The sequence below is a fragment of the Ralstonia condita genome (assembly GCF_958405655.1).
Classification (GTDB): domain Bacteria; phylum Pseudomonadota; class Gammaproteobacteria; order Burkholderiales; family Burkholderiaceae; genus Ralstonia; species Ralstonia condita.
On record NZ_CATYWO010000002.1, the window covers coordinates 474,607 to 493,170 of the forward strand.

General features: G+C 66.1%; 15 protein-coding genes. 3 read left to right on the forward strand and 12 right to left on the reverse strand.

What is annotated here, in order from left to right:
• Positions 1-2: 2 nt before the first annotated feature.
• The 9 genes from R2N03_RS08750 to kbl all read right to left on the reverse strand — a co-directional run bounded on the left by R2N03_RS08750 (position 3) and on the right by kbl (position 11,723).
• Positions 3-254: a hypothetical protein gene (locus R2N03_RS08750; protein WP_012430798.1), complete on the reverse strand. Its 252-nt coding sequence runs from the start codon at positions 252-254 to the stop codon at positions 3-5.
• Between the two features lie 394 nt (positions 255-648).
• Positions 649-1,629, reverse strand: coding sequence for a PgaD family protein (locus R2N03_RS08755; RefSeq protein ID WP_316657257.1), 981 nt, complete (start codon positions 1,627-1,629; stop codon positions 649-651).
• Positions 1,626-2,903: a poly-beta-1,6-N-acetyl-D-glucosamine synthase gene (gene pgaC / locus R2N03_RS08760; protein ID WP_316657258.1), complete on the reverse strand. Its 1,278-nt coding sequence runs from the start codon at positions 2,901-2,903 to the stop codon at positions 1,626-1,628. The genes R2N03_RS08755 and pgaC overlap by 4 nt, the downstream gene beginning before the upstream one ends.
• 1 nt (position 2,904) lies before the next feature.
• Positions 2,905-5,043 carry a poly-beta-1,6-N-acetyl-D-glucosamine N-deacetylase PgaB gene (gene pgaB, locus R2N03_RS08765; protein ID WP_012430801.1) on the reverse strand — a complete coding sequence of 713 codons (2,139 nt, stop codon included), beginning with the start codon at positions 5,041-5,043 and terminating at the stop codon, positions 2,905-2,907.
• Between the two features lie 50 nt (positions 5,044-5,093).
• Positions 5,094-7,553, reverse strand: a complete 2,460-nt coding sequence (pgaA, locus tag R2N03_RS08770) for a poly-beta-1,6 N-acetyl-D-glucosamine export porin PgaA (protein ID WP_316657259.1) — start codon at positions 7,551-7,553, stop codon at positions 5,094-5,096.
• Positions 7,554-7,628: 75 nt separating this feature from the next.
• Entirely contained in the window at positions 7,629-8,540 is a 912-nt protein-coding gene (locus tag R2N03_RS08775; RefSeq protein ID WP_316657260.1) for a LuxR C-terminal-related transcriptional regulator, read from the reverse strand.
• Positions 8,541-9,114: 574 nt separating this feature from the next.
• Positions 9,115-9,408 carry a hypothetical protein gene (locus R2N03_RS08780; RefSeq protein WP_316657261.1) on the reverse strand — a complete coding sequence of 98 codons (294 nt, stop codon included), beginning with the start codon at positions 9,406-9,408 and terminating at the stop codon, positions 9,115-9,117.
• A 90-nt stretch (positions 9,409-9,498) separates the two neighbouring features.
• A complete protein-coding gene (locus R2N03_RS08785) occupies positions 9,499-10,494 on the reverse strand; it encodes an NAD-dependent epimerase/dehydratase family protein (protein ID WP_316657262.1) in 996 nt (331 codons plus the stop codon).
• Positions 10,494-11,723: a glycine C-acetyltransferase gene (kbl, locus tag R2N03_RS08790; protein WP_316657263.1), complete on the reverse strand. Its 1,230-nt coding sequence runs from the start codon at positions 11,721-11,723 to the stop codon at positions 10,494-10,496. The genes R2N03_RS08785 and kbl overlap by 1 nt, the downstream gene beginning before the upstream one ends.
• 87 nt (positions 11,724-11,810) lie before the next feature.
• Here kbl and R2N03_RS08795 point away from each other — a divergent pair, with 87 nt between their 5' ends.
• The gene (locus R2N03_RS08795; protein ID WP_316657264.1) at positions 11,811-12,407 is read left to right on the forward strand and encodes a helix-turn-helix domain-containing protein; all 597 of its coding nucleotides are present in this window, start codon (positions 11,811-11,813) and stop codon (positions 12,405-12,407) included.
• A gap of 5 nt (positions 12,408-12,412) precedes the next feature.
• Here R2N03_RS08795 and R2N03_RS08800 read toward each other — a convergent pair whose 3' ends face one another.
• Positions 12,413-13,765: an MATE family efflux transporter gene (locus tag R2N03_RS08800; protein ID WP_316657265.1), complete on the reverse strand. Its 1,353-nt coding sequence runs from the start codon at positions 13,763-13,765 to the stop codon at positions 12,413-12,415.
• Between the two features lie 360 nt (positions 13,766-14,125).
• On the opposite strand from R2N03_RS08800, the gene R2N03_RS08805 reads away from it, so the two are divergent.
• The gene (locus R2N03_RS08805) at positions 14,126-15,760 is read left to right on the forward strand and encodes an APC family permease (protein ID WP_015855684.1); all 1,635 of its coding nucleotides are present in this window, start codon (positions 14,126-14,128) and stop codon (positions 15,758-15,760) included.
• Positions 15,761-16,023: 263 nt separating this feature from the next.
• Here R2N03_RS08805 and R2N03_RS08810 read toward each other — a convergent pair whose 3' ends face one another.
• Entirely contained in the window at positions 16,024-16,926 is a 903-nt protein-coding gene (locus R2N03_RS08810; protein ID WP_012430810.1) for a LysR family transcriptional regulator, read from the reverse strand.
• A gap of 102 nt (positions 16,927-17,028) precedes the next feature.
• Here R2N03_RS08810 and R2N03_RS08815 point away from each other — a divergent pair, with 102 nt between their 5' ends.
• Entirely contained in the window at positions 17,029-17,913 is an 885-nt protein-coding gene (locus tag R2N03_RS08815; RefSeq protein WP_316657266.1) for an aldo/keto reductase family oxidoreductase, read from the forward strand.
• A gap of 75 nt (positions 17,914-17,988) precedes the next feature.
• On the opposite strand, the gene R2N03_RS08820 is transcribed toward R2N03_RS08815, so the two are convergent.
• Entirely contained in the window at positions 17,989-18,273 is a 285-nt protein-coding gene (locus R2N03_RS08820; protein WP_316657267.1) for a MerR family transcriptional regulator, read from the reverse strand.
• Positions 18,274-18,564: the final 291 nt, after the last annotated feature.

Here is an 18,564-nt window from a genome sequence, read left to right on the forward strand (position 1 = left end):
CGCTAATGCGGCACGGCGGCCACGCGGCGCCCGCTCGCACGGACATGCCCGGAGGCCTTGAGAAAGACGTATCCCTGAAGGGTCACGCGGGCGTAGCACTGGTCCGGGCTGCGCCGCTCCAGCGTGACGAGCTGTCGCTCGATGAGCGCCTCGACATCGGCGCGGTCCAGATCATCGGATTCAGCACCGTCGTTGACGAGAAGCAGGACGGCAAATTCATGGGGACTCAGCACAGTTGGCTCCAGCGTGTTCATTGGTCGGGCGCGGTACGCGCGACGGTGGGCTTGGTTCACTGACACCATGAGCACTGCAAGCGTGAAGAGAGCGAGGGAGAGAGGACGGAACGGCTTGCAGGAAGACCAAGCATAGGCATCCGCGCACCCCCGATCAAGAGCACCATGCGCCGGGTGGCACCGCAGCAAAGCCGCCTCACCCGCCGGCGGCTTCGCAACATACGTTTGCTGTGTAGCGTCGCGCACTGGTTGCAACGATTGCGCGGCGTATCGATGCGTTCCCTTAGTTCCTACGCGTTAGCGCGTTTGCATGCGCAACTGCGTGCAATGTCCGCCGCCGTGTCGCAGCGAAAAAAAAAACGCCCCGGCGAGGCGCACGCCGGGGCGTTGGGCGCGCTGCCCGCGCCTGTTCGACTCAGCTTTCGCTGGCGACAATATTGGCGCGACGTCCAAAGCCGTGCAGCGGATCGATGCGCTCCGCGCGTTCAAGTGCGGCATAGGGATCTTCGAGCTGGGCATGCGCGCCAAAGGCATGCAGGCTGCGGCGGCGCTCCGTTTCGCGGTCTGCGGCGTGCACTGCAGCGCGGCCATGCACCACCGCGCTGACGCCGCCGTAGTAGCGCGCCATGCCGGGCCGGAGTGCATGCGACTGCGTGGCCGGTTGCGGATCCACCCAGTCGTTGCGGCCGAGCCGGCCGCGATAGCCGAAGCGATGGAAGCCCCCGGCCTCGGCGGTGATTGCATCCGAGGCCACGGCAACATCGCCCGGCTGAGACACGGGAGCGGATGCCACGGACAGCGAGGGTTCGGCGCGCCCGGCATGCTCTACGGCGACGACCGCGCTGGCGCCCAGCACCGGTTCATCCGGGTCGTATTCGGGGCTGCGCACGAATGCGGCCGGCGGCGTGGCGGCGCCCGCCGGCGCGGGGCGGCCCGTCCATTCCTGCCAGGAGCGCACATGGGTGATGTCACCATCATCGTCATGGTCGACGACCAGCAGGCGCGTGTTGCGTGGGCGCTGCCAGGCGGGCTGTCGCGGATGCAGTGCGGCGCGCGAAGCTGCCGCAGCCGGCGTCAGCACCGGCGCTTTCACGCGCGCCACCTTGCGGCGGATGGCCCGGTCCAACCGCGACAGGATCATCCACACCATCAGCACCCCGCCCATGCCCGCAATGATGTTGCCGTACAGGCGCAGTTGCTCGAACGGCAAGCCGCTCGGGCCGACGCTGCTGATCGAGTAACCCACGTACAGGCCGAGCAGCCCCCAGATCGAGATGACAAGCACCGGCCGGAAGATGCGGAACCACAGCACGTGGTGCAGCGTCCCGACGATCCCCTTGTCGGAGAAAGACTGCCGGATCGAATTGCGTGAAACGTCAATGACAAGTGCGGTCATGGCGAATTCCCCTGTTGTTGTATGCCCCGGTCAGGGCTGGTCCAGCGGGCACGGGCACGCTGGCGCTGAAAGGCAACGGCCGGAAAGCCGATCACGGTGGTCACGAGGTTCAGGATCCAGAACGCGACCGGGTACCAGACGGTATCGATGAAGTAGCGCAGGATGCCGTCGTCATAGCGGCGGTCGATGAAGCAGCCGATGAGCAGCTGCAGCACGCAGGTGATGAACAGCAGCGTGCCGTGCCAGCGCGGAAAGGCCTCCATGCGCCATTCGGGCGGCATATCGACAAAGAGGCCCAGCACCGACCACGTGATGACGAGCAGCATGTTGTACGCCCACACGACCGACAGCGCGTATTCGAAGAAGATCGGCCACATCATCGACTGCCGAAGGCTCAGCATGGCAGGCGCGTACTTGATGAGCGCCTGGATGCCGCCCTTGGCCCACCGCAGGCGCTGCTTATACAGGCCGCGGAACGTCTCGGGCATCAGGATCCACGACAGCGCGCGCGGCTCGTAGCGGATGGTCCAGCCGCCCACCTGCAGCTTCCAGCTGATGTCGATGTCTTCGGTCAGCATGTCGTTGCTCCAGTAGCCCACCTCTTCGATGGCGCGCTTGCGGAACATCACGACCACGCCCGACACCGTGAGCAGGCGCCCGTAGACCTGCTGGGTGCGCTTGATCAGCCCCACGATCGACGAGAACTCGCCCACCTGCATGCGGCCAAGCAGCGTCGATCGCGTGCGGATGCGCGGGTTACCCGTGACGGCACCTACGGCGGGGTTCTCCATCAGGTGGCGGATCATCCAGGCAATGGCGTCCACATCCAGGATCGAATCGCCGTCGATGCACATCAGGTACTCGGCGTCGGTCACCTGCGCGGCAGTCGTCAGCCCGATCGCCTTGCCCTGGTTGGACGACTGGTGAATCACCACGAGCTGCGGATACTGCGCTGCAAGCTCGTTCAGGCGTTCGCCGGTGCGGTCGGAGCTGCCGTCGTTGACGGCGATGATGTCGTAGTTCGGATACCGCATGCGCGCAAGGTGGCTGATCACCTCGCGCACGTTGGCCTCCTCGTTGTAGCAAGGCACGATGATCGACACCTTCGGGTAGGTCTTCACACCCAGCAGTGCCAGCGGATGCTGGATGCGCCGCGTGCCCCGTTCGAGCAGGAAGTAGTGCAGCAGCCCCCCGAGCATCCAGAAGTAGGACATGAAGAACGGGTAGTAGAAGACGAAGCCGGATATCCAGCGTTTGGCCAGCAGCGGGTCCATGTCAGCCTCCGGCCTGGTGGTTGGAAGACGCTGCCGCTTCGGCCGTGACCGGCGGCTTCTTTTCCGCCGCGGCTGCAGGTGCCTGGGGTTGCGATGTGCCGCTGTTGAGCTTTTCTGCGCTGGGCTGCGCCTTGCGCGTCTCGATGTACGTCTTGAGCGACATCACGTCACGCAGCACTTCGGTGTCAGGCCGGCCGGCGATGAAGTCGTCCGGGTAGTAGCCGTAGTTGAGCGCACCGGCCGAGCGCAGGCGACGCATCTGGTCACGCAGCTCCACGGTCGGGATCGGCTTGTCCTTGTTGCGCCAGTCCACGGCCTGCAGCTCGAAGATGGTCTTCTTCAGCCCGCCCTTGTGCTTGGCCACGGCAGCAGTCAGCTTGGCCATCCACTCCTTCGGATCCTTGGCGTCTTCCATGTACGGCATGGCTTCGAGCGCCACATAGTCGTACGCCTTCAGGAAGTCATCAAAGTTCTGGGCGGTCCAGGCCTCCGCCTTCGGATCGAGCACCGGACTCGCGAAGATGTTGCGCGCGGTCAGCATGTCACGCCCGTTCTGGTAGCCCTGCACCACCGAGATCAGCTCGTGCGAAAACGAGATCAGCGCGGCGGTCTTGCCGCGTGTCCACTTCTGCATCAGCTCGGGCGACTGGCGGATCTTGTTGATATCGCCGGGCAGGCCCATGGCCTCGTAGGCCTTGAGCGCGGCAGGGCTGGCGTCCTCGTAGTCGTCGAGCACGCCGTCGTCGTGGAAGAGAACCCCGTCGATGATGGCGTACTTGGCCAGGTCCTCATAAATGTCGCGGATCATCTTGCGCGCCTCCGGATCGAACGGCGACAGGCGCGGAGGCTTGACCGTGCCCGGCTTCTGCGGCGCGCCCGGCAAGGTCTGCACGAGGTGCGTGGCCGCCGGGTTGTTGGCGGGCAGCTTGAACGACAGCATCGGCAGCCACGCATAGACCTCCACCTTGGCCCGCGTCTTCAGCTGCCACGCAACCCGCGAGAACAGGTCGGCGCGCATCGGCATGTGGCGGTTCGGGAAGTACACGGCGTCCACCGCGCCATCGCCTTTCGGATCGGCAAAGGCCTGCAGGTAGACCACGCGCGGCGCGAGGTCCTTGATGCGGTCGATCAGCTTGCCGAGGTTGGCTTCCTGCTGCTTGGGGTCCGGGTCGTAGATGTAGTCCATGTCGACCTGCACCACGCGCTGGACCGGGTTGATTTCCCCGTGGTGCGTGACGGGCTCGCGCAGCGAGCGCTCCAGATCGCCCGTGTCGGTGTCGTAGCCCATGAGGCTGCGCCGGATGGCCGTGAGCGGCACGTCGGGCGTGTTGGGGCCCGGCTCCAGCGTCAGCATGTACTTGAGGCCCACATTGGCGGCTTCCTGGTCCAGCATCTGGTTGTGCGCGCCGTACGGCCACACGACCGTCTGCACCTTGGCGCCGATATTCTTCTCGATCAGGTCGATGCTGCGCTTCAAGTCGTCATGCACGCGCTTGCGGTATTCGTCGTCGGTTTCGTAGCGACCGAGCTTGGCCAGGTATTCGTGCGTACCGGCGGCCGGCAGCTCATTGCCCTGCGGGTTACCCAGCACGCCGTGGTGCATGTCGTGCGTGTGCGTTGCGAATTCCGCCAGGCCCGAAGCCTGCATCTCGCGGATCTGATTCCAGTTCATGAAGAAATCGCGATCGACGATCTGCTTGGGGGACAGCTTGATCTTTGCCCCCGGGGGCGCATTGGTCCACTCCGTCACCAGCCCGAACACCGCCGGAAAGCGGAATTGCTTGAGCAGCGGGAACACCTTCGTGTAGTGGCTTTCGTAGCCGTCGTCGAACGTCAGCAGGATGGGCCGCTTGGGCAGCGGCTTGCCGCCGTGGCGCGCCGCGTCGATCTGCGCCAGCGTGACCGGGTGGTAGCCATTGGCCTGCAGCCAGCTGAACATGTTGGTCAGCATCTTGGTATCGGCGGCAAACCCGTCGGGCAGCTTCTCGAAGCTGGCGCGCAGGTTGTCTCGGATGTCGTGGAAACACAGCACGCGGAAGGTCTTGCCGTCGTCCGGGTCGGGCTTGGGCAGGAAATCCACCTGGAGGGCGGCGGCCGGGCGCACGGCACCCAGCAGCACCAGCGCCACGGTCAGGGCCATCCAGGCGAGGAATCGTCGCAACGACGGTTGTCGGGAGGGTTGCATGGGCATCACAGCGGAATGTTGAGGTTCAGGTAGAGGAACTTGCGGTTCTCTGGCTGGCCGTCGTAGCGGTGGCGGCCGAAGCCGATGCCGTAAGAGACCTGCGTCTTGCGATTGATCTGCCACACGTGCTCCAGCCGTGCTTCCAACATCGGGCTGGTGCCGAACGATTGCTGGTTGTACATGCCGCCGGTCAGATACACGCGCTGGGTGAACGACTTGTCGGCATAGCGCCATGGCGTCCACGACCAGATGGCGGTGGCCTGCCCGCTGTAGTCGCGCGAGGGGCTGAAGTAGTTCAGGCCCGTCTTGGTGCTGCTGCTGGTATCCGCACCAAGCAGCAGCCCCACCGTGTGGCGCGGCGAGACAAACAGCTGCTGGTAGAAGTTGGCACCCCAGCGCTGGCGCAGGTTGTCGTCGGTATAGCGCGACACGCCGTACGTGAGCGACGCGTAGCGCGTTTCGTCCCACGTGTAGCGCACGTTGCCCGACAGCGTCTTGCCGGTGACGCCCACCTGGTACGCCTTGTAAGGCACCTCGAGATCATCGGTGGTGGCCATGCCCGAGACCTTCCAGTGGTCGCTCGGCATCCAGGCCGCATCGATGGTGCCGCCCGTCTTGCCGGCCGAGCCGACCGACTGGTGCACCTCGCCATTGACTTCAACCCCGGTATCGAACCATTGCACGCCTGCGCCGTTGCGCACGCGGCTCTCCGATGTGCCATCAAATTCCGCGCGGCCCGAGAAATTGTGGAAGAACAGGCGGTAGTGATCTGCAATGGGGCCGCTGTAGGCCTTCGTGTCCACGCCAAACTCGTTGTTGGCGAACACGGAGTTGCCCTTGTCGGCGGTGGACTGGATGACGAGCTGCGGGCTCTGGTAGACATCCAGATCGCGGCGCAGCGCGCGCACCGAGCCGTTTTCCGGAAAGCGCGCGTCCAGCCCGTTCGCGACGTCCTTTGCGGTTTTCAGGTCGTCCACCGCCAGCGATGCGCGGCCGTAGCCGGCCACCACGCTCAGGTCGTCCGGGTGCTCGGCCAGTGCCGTCTTGTACATCTCGCGTGAGCGATAAGGCTCGGCCTGCACCATCGCACCGTCGGCGCGCGCACTCACCAGCGAGGCCGCAAACGGGGCCTCATGCCGCCACTTGTCCATCTCGGCAATGCCCTGGTGCGTACGCCCGGTCAGGACGAGGTACTGCGCCTCCAGCCGCTTGACGCGCGAGTAGTCCGGGTTGGGCGTGCCTGCCTCGGGCGCAAGACGCACGTACTCCGGGTTGTCGGCCTTCATCTTGTCGAGCAGCGCGCGGGCCTCTTCAAAGCGGCCGGTGTCGAGCATCGCGTAGAACAGGGCTTCCTGCACGTCGCCGGTTTCGATCTCTCCGGGGCCGGCGTCCTTCAGGGCCCGTGCGTATGCGGCGGCGGCCTTGTCAGGCGTATCGAGATACGCGTAGGCATCGCCTGCCGCCACGCGGGTGTAGGCAGGTACCTTGCCCGTCTGCGACATGGCCTCGTAGCGCTTGACGGCGTCCTTCATGCGCCCGCGCGAGGCCAGCGCGACGACCTCATCGGCCACGATCGCCTGGCGGAACTCAGCGTTCTCGGGCGTATCCGGCACCTTCTTGAGCAGCGCTTCGATCTCGGCCACGGCCTGGTCGATGATGACAAAGCGCTCCGGCCCGTTGATGACCTTCAGTTGCTGGCGCCCCCAGCGGATGCGCTGCGCGGCGGCGGCATGGTCGATGTGCCACGACTCGCTTTCCTTGAACCAGTCCGGATGCTCGCGCAGATGCTCCTGCGCAAGGGTGGCAGCGCCCTCGCGGGCTTCGCGCATGACTTCGTCGTGGAAGGCTTGGCGATCGGTCGGCATCGGGCCGGCAGGGGCATTCTCCGGCGGATTGCCGGCGGCATGGGTGGAGGCGGCGTTCGCGGCTTCGGGAGACACCGGCAGGGGCTCCAGCGTGCCGGGGCCCTGGGCGCTCGGGCCGGATGGGTTCGGCGCGGGCGACACCACCGGCGCTTGCGCTGCAGCGTCGGGCGATGGCGCTCCAGGGGGCAGAATCACCGTGGGCGACGGCGCAGCCAACGGAGCCGCCGCGCCAGCGGGCATGCTGTCGGATGCGGGGGCGGGGGCGGATACGGATGCGGGGGCATCCGCCGGAGGCACCGGCTGCTGCGCGATCAGCAACGTGCCGGCCGGCGACGCTGGCAGGTCGTCGCCAGCAGCAGTCACGGTCGTCGATGCATGGAGCGTCTGGCCTGCGGATGCAGCGTCGCTCAGTTCCGCCTCGATCAGACGGCGCGTGGCTGCGTTGGATGCGTCATCGCGGGCGGCATGCGCCAGCATGGGTGTGGTGCCGACCACCACCACGGTGGCAGCAGCGATGGCGCAGCGGCGCGGATACCAGGCGCTGGACGCACCGGTGCGCTCCGCCGGCAAGGTCCGGAGAGTGGGCTCGTGGGCTGTCATTGTTATCGTGTCCAGTGAGCGGCGCGTGCATCGCGCACCTGCCGCAGTACATGCAGAGAAGGACCGGGGGCGGCGTCAGCCCAACCGGGCCGTGCCATTGGCCGTGCGCACCGCCACGCGCATGGGCTGCGCGGGCGTCAGCCCGCCAAACGCGCGCGTCATGGCGGCCCAGCGGGATTCCGCGCCATGGTCCAGGGGGGCCGGCCTGGCGTGCGCCATCACGGCATCCAGCGCCGTCGCGCGCGCCTGTGCAGCGTCCTGTTCCGTCGCGACAAACACGGCCGCTTCGTCGGGTGCGGCGGTCGCTGGCGCACTCGTGGCGGCAACACCCTGCAACTCCAGCGGAATGCCCAGACGCATGGCCGCGTAGACGGCTTCACTCTTGTTGCGCACATTCAGGCGGCGATACAGCGTGCAGGCATGTGTCTTGACGGTGGCTTCCGAAATGCCCAGCAGACGCCCGACGCCCTTGACGGAGTGCCCCCGCGAGAGCAACACCAGCACCTCGTACTGGCGCAGCGAAACATTCAGCCGCTGCGCGGCTTCCGCAGCATTGAGCGCGAGCATTGGCGCGGCCGCGTTTGCCGTACGCGGCATCAGCGCGGGATACGACTGGCCGCCGGCCAGCACCAGCCGCAGCGTTGCCAGCAACACCTCGGGGGATTGCGATTTGGCGACGTAGGCGTCCACACCGCACGTCATGGCGACGTGCGCTTCCTCCGCCGAGACGGATGCGGCCAACAGCACCACATGGCGCGCGCGGCTGCTCGCAATGGCGCGGCGCAGGCTGGTGGCGTCAACCGGCACATCGATTTCGTCCAGGCCGACAACGAGCAGATCGGCATGCGCATCCACCGGCTGCAGTTCGCCAGGCTCGCCGGCTGGGAGGCCGGGTGCAATGACCTCCAGGTCAAGGGTCGGGTGCGCGAGCAATTGCGCAAGTCCGGCTCGCAACAACGGGTGATTCTCCAGCAGGACGGCTTTCATGGTTTCCTCGTTTTCTTGTGAAGCGATTCCGGCCATGCGCGCGCACAGTCCACCGCAGCGAACATGCATGCACGCAAATGACCGTCGAGACCCCGGGACCGTCCGAGAAAGCACCCTGCCACCCGCGTAGCGCGCCGGGCGTGGAGGAGCGAAGTGCGAATGCCGTGGAACCGCTCCGGATTCGCTTATGGGAATAACGTTGTTTGCGCGTGGCGGAAATGCGTTGCACGCGCAGACTGACCGCAGGACGTTGAGCAAGCATCGGGCCAGGACCGTGCAATGCAACATCTGCTTACACTTGCAGCACAATTGCACGCGCGCCCGTGGCGGCGCAAAGCCGCTGTGACAAAGCATCCCGGGGCAGCAAGCGCGATTGGTGCAGTGCCGCGTGCGCACCCCGTTTCTGTAACGGACGGTGACGAAGGCACGCGCGTGTGACGGTGGCACGGTCGTGCTACCGGCCGTCGTCTGAACGTTTTTACAACCTGTTTTAAAACTTACCGGGTGAGCACTGCGTGACTGCGGCGCGGGACGCGCCACGCCTCAAGGAGGCCCCGGAGCACGCGGCACGCCCTCAGCGATCGCGACGCATGGCCAGGAGGAAAAGGCTATCGACCGCGCCCACCACGAAGAGCAGGCCGGCCGCCACATGCAACATCCAGGCGCCGTCCGCAAATGGCAGGGGGATCGGGGTGTGCGGGATGGCCGCCACCACGCCGGCAATCACCGTCATGCGTACGACCGGCACCCACGAGGCACGCCGGGCAGGCGGAGGATCGTCGCGATGGCGCGGCGCCGGGTCGGGCGAAGCAGAACGTTCGTCATGCGTCGGGCAAGGCATGCGGCGGGTGGGGAAAGTGGCGGTCATGTTGCATTGTTGGACACAACCGGTCCGACCGAAACCGGAAGCAACCCGGCGCTTACCCCGTATTTCCGGCGAACGCCCGCCTGCCGACGTTCAGCGGGTGGCGCTGGGCGGGCCGGGCGGCGCCAGATGCGCGAGGTTCATGAGCATATCGGCGGTCATCTCGGCGAGGCCATATTGGGGCTGCCAGCCCCAGTCGCGCCGCGCGACGGAATCGTCGATGGAGTTGGGCCAGCTCGCCGCGATCGCCTGCCGGAAGTCAGGCTCGTACGCCACGTCAAACGTCGGCCGGTGCCGGCGGATTTCGTCGGCGAGTTGTGCCGGGGTGAAGCTCACCCCCGCCAGGTTATAGCTGCCCCGCTCGGTGATGCGATCGGCCGGCGCCTCCATCAGTTCGATGGTGGCGCGTACGGCGTCGGGCATGTACATCATCGGCAGCGCCTCGTCGTGTTCCAGAAAACACGTGTAGCGCTCGCTCTTGACCACCGAATGGAAGATGTCGATGGCGTAGTCCGTCGTGCCGCCGCCGGGCGCCGTCTTGTACGAGATCAGCCCCGGATAGCGCAGGCTGCGCACGTCCACGCCGTGATGCTCGAAATACCAGCGGCACCAGCCCTCGCCGGCCAGCTTCGAGATGCCGTAGACGGTCTTGGGCTCCATGATCGTGCTTTGCGGCGTGGCATCGCGCGGCGTGGTCGGCCCGAAGGCGGCAATCGAGCTGGGCCAGAAGATGCGCTCAAGACCATGCTGGCGCGCCGCCTCCAGCACGTTGAGCAAGCCGTTCATGTTGAGCTGCCAGGCCCATGTGGGCGACTGCTCCGCCGCAGCCGACAGCGCCGCCGCCAGGTGATAGATCTGCGTGATGCCGTGACGCTCGATGATCTCGCGCAGTTGCCCCCGGTCGGTCACGTCCAGCGTTTCGTGACGGATCTGCGCGTGGCGGCCACGGGGCACCATGTCGCTGGTCACCACATTGGCGTGGCCATAGCGCTCGGCCAGCGCAACGGCCAGCTCCGTACCGAGTTGCCCGTTGGCGCCGATGATGAGGATGCGGGGCGCCGCGCCGCCCGTGCCTGCTGTGCTGCCCATCAGAGGATCCCCAGTTCCTTGCCGGCGGTCTCGAACGCCTGGAGCGCGGCATCGAGCTGTGCGCGCTCATGCACGGCGCTGATCTGCACGCGAATGCGCGCCTGCCCCTTGGGTACCACCGGATAGAAGAAGCCGATCACGTACACGCCCAACTCGAGCAGGCGTTTTGACAGGGCCTGCGCCTTCGGCGCGTCATACACCATGATCGGCACGATCGGATGCTCGCCCGGCTTGATGTCGAAGCCAAGTTCCACGATCCTGTGACGGAAGTACAGCGCGCTGTCTTCCAGCTTGTCGCGCAGGGCGGTGTCGGCTTCAAGCAGATCCAGCACCTTGATGGTCGCCCCGACAATGCACGGCGCGACGGTGTTGGAGAACAGATACGGACGCGAGCGCTGACGCAGCAGTGCCACCACCTCCCTGCGCGCGCTGGTGAAGCCGCCCGAGGCCCCGCCCAGTCCCTTGCCGAGCGTGCCCGTGATGATGTCGATCTTGCCGAACACACCGCGATGCTCATGCGAGCCGCGCCCGCACTTGCCCAGAAACCCCGTGGCATGGCACTCGTCGATTCCGAGCAGCGCGCCGAATTCGTCGCAGATGGCGCGGATCTCATCGAGCCGTGCGATCGTGCCGTCCATCGAAAACACGCCATCGGTAAAGACAAGCTTGAAGCGCGCCCCGGCGGCATCGGCAGCTACGAGCTGCGCGCGCAGATCTTCCAGATCGTTGTGCTGGTAGCGATAGCGCTGCGCCTTGCACAGCCGGATGCCATCGATGATGGAAGCGTGATTCAGTTCGTCGCTGATCACCGCGTCTTCCGGCCCGAGCAAGGTTTCGAACAGACCGCCGTTGGCGTCGAAGGCCGAGCCGTACAGGATGGTGTCTTCGGTGCCGAGAAACCTGGCCAGCCTGGCTTCCAGCGTCTTGTGCAGATCCTGCGTGCCGCAGATGAAGCGCACCGAGCTGAGCCCGAAGCCGTGCGAATCCAGCGCCGCATGCGCCGCCTTGAGCACCTCCGGGTGTGAAGACAAGCCCAGGTAGTTGTTGGCGCACAGGTTGATGACGTCCTTGCCGTCAGCCGTGTGGATCACACTGCCCTGCGGCGAGGTGATGATGCGCTCGGTCTTGTACAGGCCGGCCTCTTCGATCGCCTCCAGCTCGCGGCGGATGGCCGCATAGAAAGCGTCGGTCGAGGGGTGGGCCGAAGCGGTGGCTGCCGTTGTCCCCATGGTGCTCCTCCTGTAGACTGCGTTGATCGATAAATCGAACGAGTTCGATATATCGAATGATTTGTTCAATTTACAAGATACCTCCCGATGGCACAAGCCCCCGCCACCGATGCGCTCGCCGACGGCCCGCCCGCCGTGGGTGCCAAGCTGCAGGCACTGCGCCAGGCGCGCAAGCTGTCGCTCGATGAACTGTCGCGCCATGCGGGCGTGTCGAAGTCGATGCTTTCGCAGGTCGAGCGCAATCTCGCCAATCCGACCGTCGCCGTGCTATGGCGGCTGGCAACCGCGTTGGGCGTCAGCCTGGCCGACTTCCTGTCGCCCGAGAGCGCGGCGGATGCGGCCCCTGCGGTGACGGTCATCCCCGCTCACTCCATCCCAGTCATCAAAAGCCCGGATGGCAAGTGCGAATTGAAGATTCTTGGCCCCGTGGACCTGGCGGCGCGCTTCGAGTGGTATGAACTGGCGATCCAGCCAGGCGGGATGCTGGCCTCGGAGCCGCATGAACTGGGCGCGAAGGAGCATCTGTCGGTCCTGAACGGCACGGTGACGGTGCAGTCGGGCCCAAGCGAGAAGAAGGTGCGTCACGGCGAGACCGCGCGCTACCCGGTGGATGTGCAGCACGCCATTTCCAACGCCGGCAAGACCGTCGCGACGGCGCTGCTGGTGGTGGAATATGCGCAGTGATTGCCTCAGGCAGCCTGCGGAACCATGCCCCACACCCGCGACAGCAGCCCGCCCAGCATGAGCCCGCGCAGCGCCATGAAGCCCAGCATGGCGACCCACAGCCCGTGGTTGCCGCACAGTGGTTGCAGCCCCAACGACAAGCCCCAGAAGGCGACGGCGGCCAAGGCCATCGTGACCAGCAGTTCACGCGTGCGCGTGGCGCCAATGAACACGCCGTCAAACTGGAAGCCCCACACGGATACGATGGGCAGCAGCGCCGCCCAGACGAGGTACTGGCGCGCCGCCTCGCGCACGGCCGCCTGATCGGTCAGCAAGCCGATGATGCCCGGGCCCGCGACCGCGTAGACCGCGGCAAACACCCCCGCCCCGAGCACCGACCAGAACGTCGAGACACGAATCGCCATGCGCAGGGCGTGGCGGTCCCGCCCGCCAAGCGCGGCGCCGACCAGCGCTTCGGCCGCGTGCGCGAAACCGTCGAGCCCGTAGGCCATGAACGTCAGGAAGTTGAGCAGCAAGGCATTGGCGGCCAGCACCACGTCGCCTTGCCGGGCGCCGGCGTGGGCAAACCAGCCGAAGACGGCCAGCAGGCAGAGCGTGCGCAGGAAGATGTCGATATTCAGGCCCATCAGCCGGCGCCACGCGTCACCTGCAAGCAACGCTGACCAGGTGAGCGTCGGCAGGCCGACGGGCCGTTGCAGCCAGAGCAGCAAGGCACCCAGCGCAAAGCCGGCCACATCGGCCAGTGCCGTGGCCGCGCCAATGCCGCCCACGCCGCGGCCGGCCCCCAGAACGAGGCCCAGCACGGCCACCATGTTGACCGTATTGATGAACACCTGGAGCAGCAGCGCGCGCCGCACCTGCTGGCGCCCCAGCAAGGTGCCCAGCACGACGTAGTTGGCCAGCGCGAACGGCGCCGACCAGATCCGCGCGTGGCAATACACCTCCGCCATGCGCGTGACCGACTCGCTCGCGCCCAGCAGGGAGAGCGTGATACGGATGGCCGGCACCTGCAGCGCCACCAGCGCGGCGCCAATGGCAAACGCGAGCAGCATCGCGCGTACCACGCTCGCCCGCAGCGCACGTGCATCGCCCGCGCCATGCGCCTGCGACACCAGCCCCGTGGTGCCCATGCGCAGGAAGCCGAAGCCCCAGAACACGAAGTTGAAGAACACCCCGCCCAGCGCCACACCGCCGATGAATTGGGGCCCGGGCAAATGTCCCGCCACGGCCGTATCGACGGCGGACAGGATCGGCTGCGTCAGGTTGGCCAGGACGATGGGAAACGCAAGCGTCAGCACGCGCCGGTGCCACCACGCAGGTGACGTCGGTGCAACCGAAGTGACGGAAGAGGACTCCATGCGATAGAAAACTGCGAGGGACGATGAAAAAGGCGGTGCAACCGCGACCGATTTCGCTATCATTGCGCCCCATTGCGAGTTCCGGCATCGGGCGGCAAGTGCGGCACCCCGCACAACGTCGCTGGTGACTATACGCGAATCCCCCCGGAGGACAGGCACCGTGTCCTGACTTTCATCGCGGCCGGACAGGTTCGGCTGATGCTACGCATCAACCGGCACACGCATGTTCTGCGCAGTGACACCCACGACGCAGGACGGTGGGCGATGCCAAAACGGCGTCGCCTCGGTAGAACTAAGCGGACTGGTCAACACACCGCGATGCCCTGTCGAGCCTCCGACTCGCCGGGGTGGAGACTGCTCTTGGAAAAACACGTACAACGCAACCTCGGCGCCTGGCCCCTGATGCTCACCGGCCTGGGCTCCATCATCGGTTCGGGCTGGCTGTTTGGCGCCGGTCATGCCGCACAGGTCGCAGGTCCTGCGGCCATCTTCACCTGGGTCATCGGTGCCATCGTGATCCTGGCCATCGCCCTCACGTATGCCGAACTGGGCGCCATGTTTCCGGAATCGGGCGGCATGGTGCGCTATGCACGCTACTCGCATGGCTCGCTGGTGGGCTTCGTGGCCGCCTGGGCCAACTGGATCGCCATCGTCACCGTCATCCCCATCGAGGCCGAGGCGTCGATCCAGTACATGAGCAGCTGGCCCTGGGCATGGGCACAGGCCCTGTTCCAACACGGCGAACTGACGCCGCTGGGGCTGGTGCTCTCCGCGCTGCTCGTGATCGTGTACTTCCTGCTGAACTACTGGGGCGTGAAGGTGTTTGCCAAGGCCAACAACGCCATCACCATCTTCAAGTTCATCATTCCGGTGGCGACGGCTGTCGCGCTGATGGCCGCGGGCTTCCACCCCGGCAACTTCGGCATGACCGAGGGCGGGCAGCGCTTCGCCCCATACGGCTGGTCGGCGGTGCTGACCGCCATCGCCACCAGCGGCATCGTGTTCGCCTTCAATGGCTTCCAGAGCCCGATCAACCTGGCGGGCGAGGCACGCAACCCCGGGCGTAACGTGCCGATCGCGGTGATCGGCTCGATCCTGCTGGCGGCCGTGATCTACGTCGCCCTGCAGATCGCCTTCCTGGGCGCCGTGCCGCCGGCATCGCTCGTCAACGGCTGGCACGGCATCGATTTCCACTCGCCGTTTGCCCAGCTGGCGATTGCGCTCAACCTGAACTGGCTGGCGATCGTCCTGTACATCGACGCCTTCGTGAGCCCCTCGGGCACCGGCAGCACGTACATGGCCACCACCACGCGCATGATCTACGCGATGGAGCGCAACAACACGCTGCCGGCCATCTTCGGCCGCGTGCACCCGGTGTTTGGCGTGTCGCGTCCGGCCATGTGGTTCAACCTGGGCGTGTCGTTCATCTTCCTGTTCTTCTTCCGCGGCTGGGGTGCGCTGGCTGCCGTCATTTCGGTGGCTACCGTCATTTCGTACCTGACGGGGCCGATCAGCGTGATGTCGCTGCGCCGCACGTCGCCGCAACTGCATCGTCCGCTGCGCCTGGCGGGCCTGTCGCTGGTGGCGCCGTTCGCCTTCGTGTGCGCCTCGCTGATCCTCTACTGGGCGAAGTGGCCGCTGACCGGCGAGATCATCGTGCTGATGCTGGTGGCGCTGCCCGTGTACTTCTACTACCAGGCGAAGGCCGGCTGGCCCGACTTCAAGCGCGAGGTGAAGGGTGCCGGCTGGATGATCGCGTACCTGCCCACCATCGCTGCCCTGTCGTATTGCGGGAGCAAGGAATTCGGCGGCCTCGGGTGGATTCCATACGGCTGGGACATGGGCATCGTCGCGGCCGTCTCGCTGGGCTTCTATCACTGGGGCGTGAACAGCGGCTGGCATACGCGCTACCTGGATGAGGTGGAGCACGTGCATGACGACGTGCAAGTGCGCGACACCCGGCGTGCGCCGCGCGCCGTCCCGCAACGCGCCTGAAACATCGGCACCCTCGCGTGACGACAAACGCCCGACCGGCTTGCCGGCGGGCGTTTTTTCTTGCGGGTCGACGGGCGCACGCGCGCTCGGTCTGCCCGTGATCGCACTCGCCCCCTCAATGTCCGCACCGGAAGCCTGCGTCCGGGGCCAGCGGGACCAGCGCAGCCGCAAGGCCCACCGGACCCCGTGCGCAAGGCGGCCGGGCGACGCGCGCCGCTTCAGAAGAGGGGCGGCCCAAGCCCGAAGGCAAACGAGACGGCGTGCTAGGCGGTACCGACCTTGATGAAATCGATGAACGCCCGGAGCGGGGCCGGTACGAGCCGCCGCCCCGGATAGTAGAGATACGGCCCAGGAAATGGCCGCCACCACGCCTCGAGCACAGGTTCGAGCGCACCGCTCGCCAGATGCGGGCGCAGCCAGTCTTCGTACAGATGCACGACACCGATGCCCGCCACGGCGGCGTCCACGACAAGATCGGTCGCGCCGCCGATGCGGACGAGCAGCGGCCCAGACGGGTCCACATAGACCACTTCGCCGTCGCGCTCGAATTCCCAGGGCGGCATCGCGCCGCTTGCAAAGCGCCCGCGCAGACAGGCGTGGTCGAGCAGGTCCCGCGGATGCGCGGGGCGGCCACGTCGATCGAGATAGCCGGGCGCCGCCGCGGTTGCAAACCGCTGCGTTCGTGGCCCGATCGGGACGGCGATCATGTCCTGTTCGAGCCGCTCGTCATAGCGGATGCCTGCGTCGAAGCCAGCGGCAAGGATGTCGACAAAACTCTCTTCGGCCACGACCTCCAGCTGTATCTCGGGATAAGCGGCGAGAAAGCCCGGAATGATGGCCGGCAGCACGAGCCGCGCGGCACTCATCGGCACATTGAGCTTCAGGGTGCCGGCCGGTCTTTCGCGGAAGCTGTTGACCACATCGAGCGCAGCTTCCACTTCGCCCAGCGCCGGTCGCAGGCGGGTCAGCAGACGCTGCCCCGCTTCGGTGGGTGAAACGCTGCGCGTGGTGCGGTTCAGCAGTCGCACACCGAGTTGCGTCTCCAGCCGCCGCACCGCCTCACTCAGCCCCGATGCGCTCGCGCCCATCAGCCGCGCGCCTTCGCGAAAGCCCTTGGCTTGCGCCACCGCCACGAAGGCATTCAGATCACCCAGATCGACTTTCATTGTTCGATTTTTCGTACAACCCGTGCGGATTATGTCCCCTTATCGCGCACGGCGCTTACGCCTAATCTGCCGTCACCTCGTCTTTGACACAGGAGTGTGACCATGTCCCCCATCGTTCAGTCCGGCACGTTTTCCATCGGCGGCCACCGCGTGCAACGCCTCGGCTATGGCGCCATGCAGCTCGCGGGGCCCGGCGTCTTTGGCCCGCCCAAGGATCGCGACGCGGCACATGCCGTATTGCGTGAAGCCGTTGCCTCGGGCATCAACCATATCGACACGAGCGACTTCTACGGCCCGCACATCACGAATCAATTGATCCGCGAAGCCTTGCATCCCTATCGCGACGATCTGCTCATCGTCACCAAGATTGGCGCCGTGCGCGACGACAACGGCGCCTGGCTGCCGGCATTCTCCACGCAGGCGCTGACCGACGCCGTGCACGACAACCTGCGCAACCTCGGCCTGGATGTCCTGGACGTGGTGAACTTGCGGATCATGTTCGACACGCACGGCCCGGCCGAAGGGTCGATCGAGGCACCGATGACAGCCTTGGCCGAACTGCAGCGGCAGGGGCTCGTGCGACACATCGGGCTGAGCAACGTCACGGCCAACCAGATCGCGGAAGGACGGCGGATCTGCGACATCGTCTGCGTGCAGAACCACTACAACCTTGCCCACAGAAACGACGACGGGCTGATCGACGCATTGGCCCGCGACGGCATTGCGTACGTCCCGTTCTTTCCGCTGGGCGGGTTCAACCCGCTGCAATCGTCCACGCTCAACGCTGTGGCAGCGCGGCTCGGCGCAACACCGATGCAGACCGCACTCGCTTGGCTGCTGCACCGGTCGCCCAACATTCTGGTGATCCCGGGCACCTCGTCGGTTGCCCACCTGCGCGAGAACCTGGGTGCGGCGACCATGACGTTGCCGGGCGATGCGATGCGCGAACTCGACGCAGTCGGGCTTTCCACGGACGAGGCCGCCTGATTTTGTGTGAGCGACTGGCGGGCCCACCGAATCATCATCGAAACCCGATGAAACCCGCCGTCTGCGGCGCCGCCGCTATGCGGCCTTCATCAACCCCTCCATCGCCTCCCGCGCATAGGCAATCAGGTCCGGCCCCATCCACGGGCGGGCCGACCGTTCCGGCTCCCGCTCCTTCGCCAGGCGCATCTTGGCTTGCGTTTGCGGATCGCCACCGGCGGCCGAGCGGAACAGGCTGATCCACTGCCGCGCAAGCCTCTGCATCGCCGGCGCATGCGGTGGCGTGCCCTTGGCCAGATGCTGGCGCACCTCTGCAATCAGGGTCGGCCATGCATTGGCGCGCTTGCCGAAGTTCTCGCGCATGCATTGCAGCGCATGCGCCGACAGATCCTGTCGAGATCGCCCACTTTCAACAGGACCGGCTCCTGTCTTCTGGCTGGGTTGCAGGCTACGACCTCGCACGGTGGGAGGGTCAAGCACGATAGGAATGGATGACGCACCGCGAAGATGCAGACGCGCGCTGCATTCTGACGCACGCCCCTCCGTGGTGGGGAGCGCAGGCCGCCAACCCGCGCCGCGCCGTGCGTCACAAAAAGTTCATTCAACTCTGTGTTCAGCGGTCCGTTTAGCGGAATATCCGAGCTTGCGTCCAAC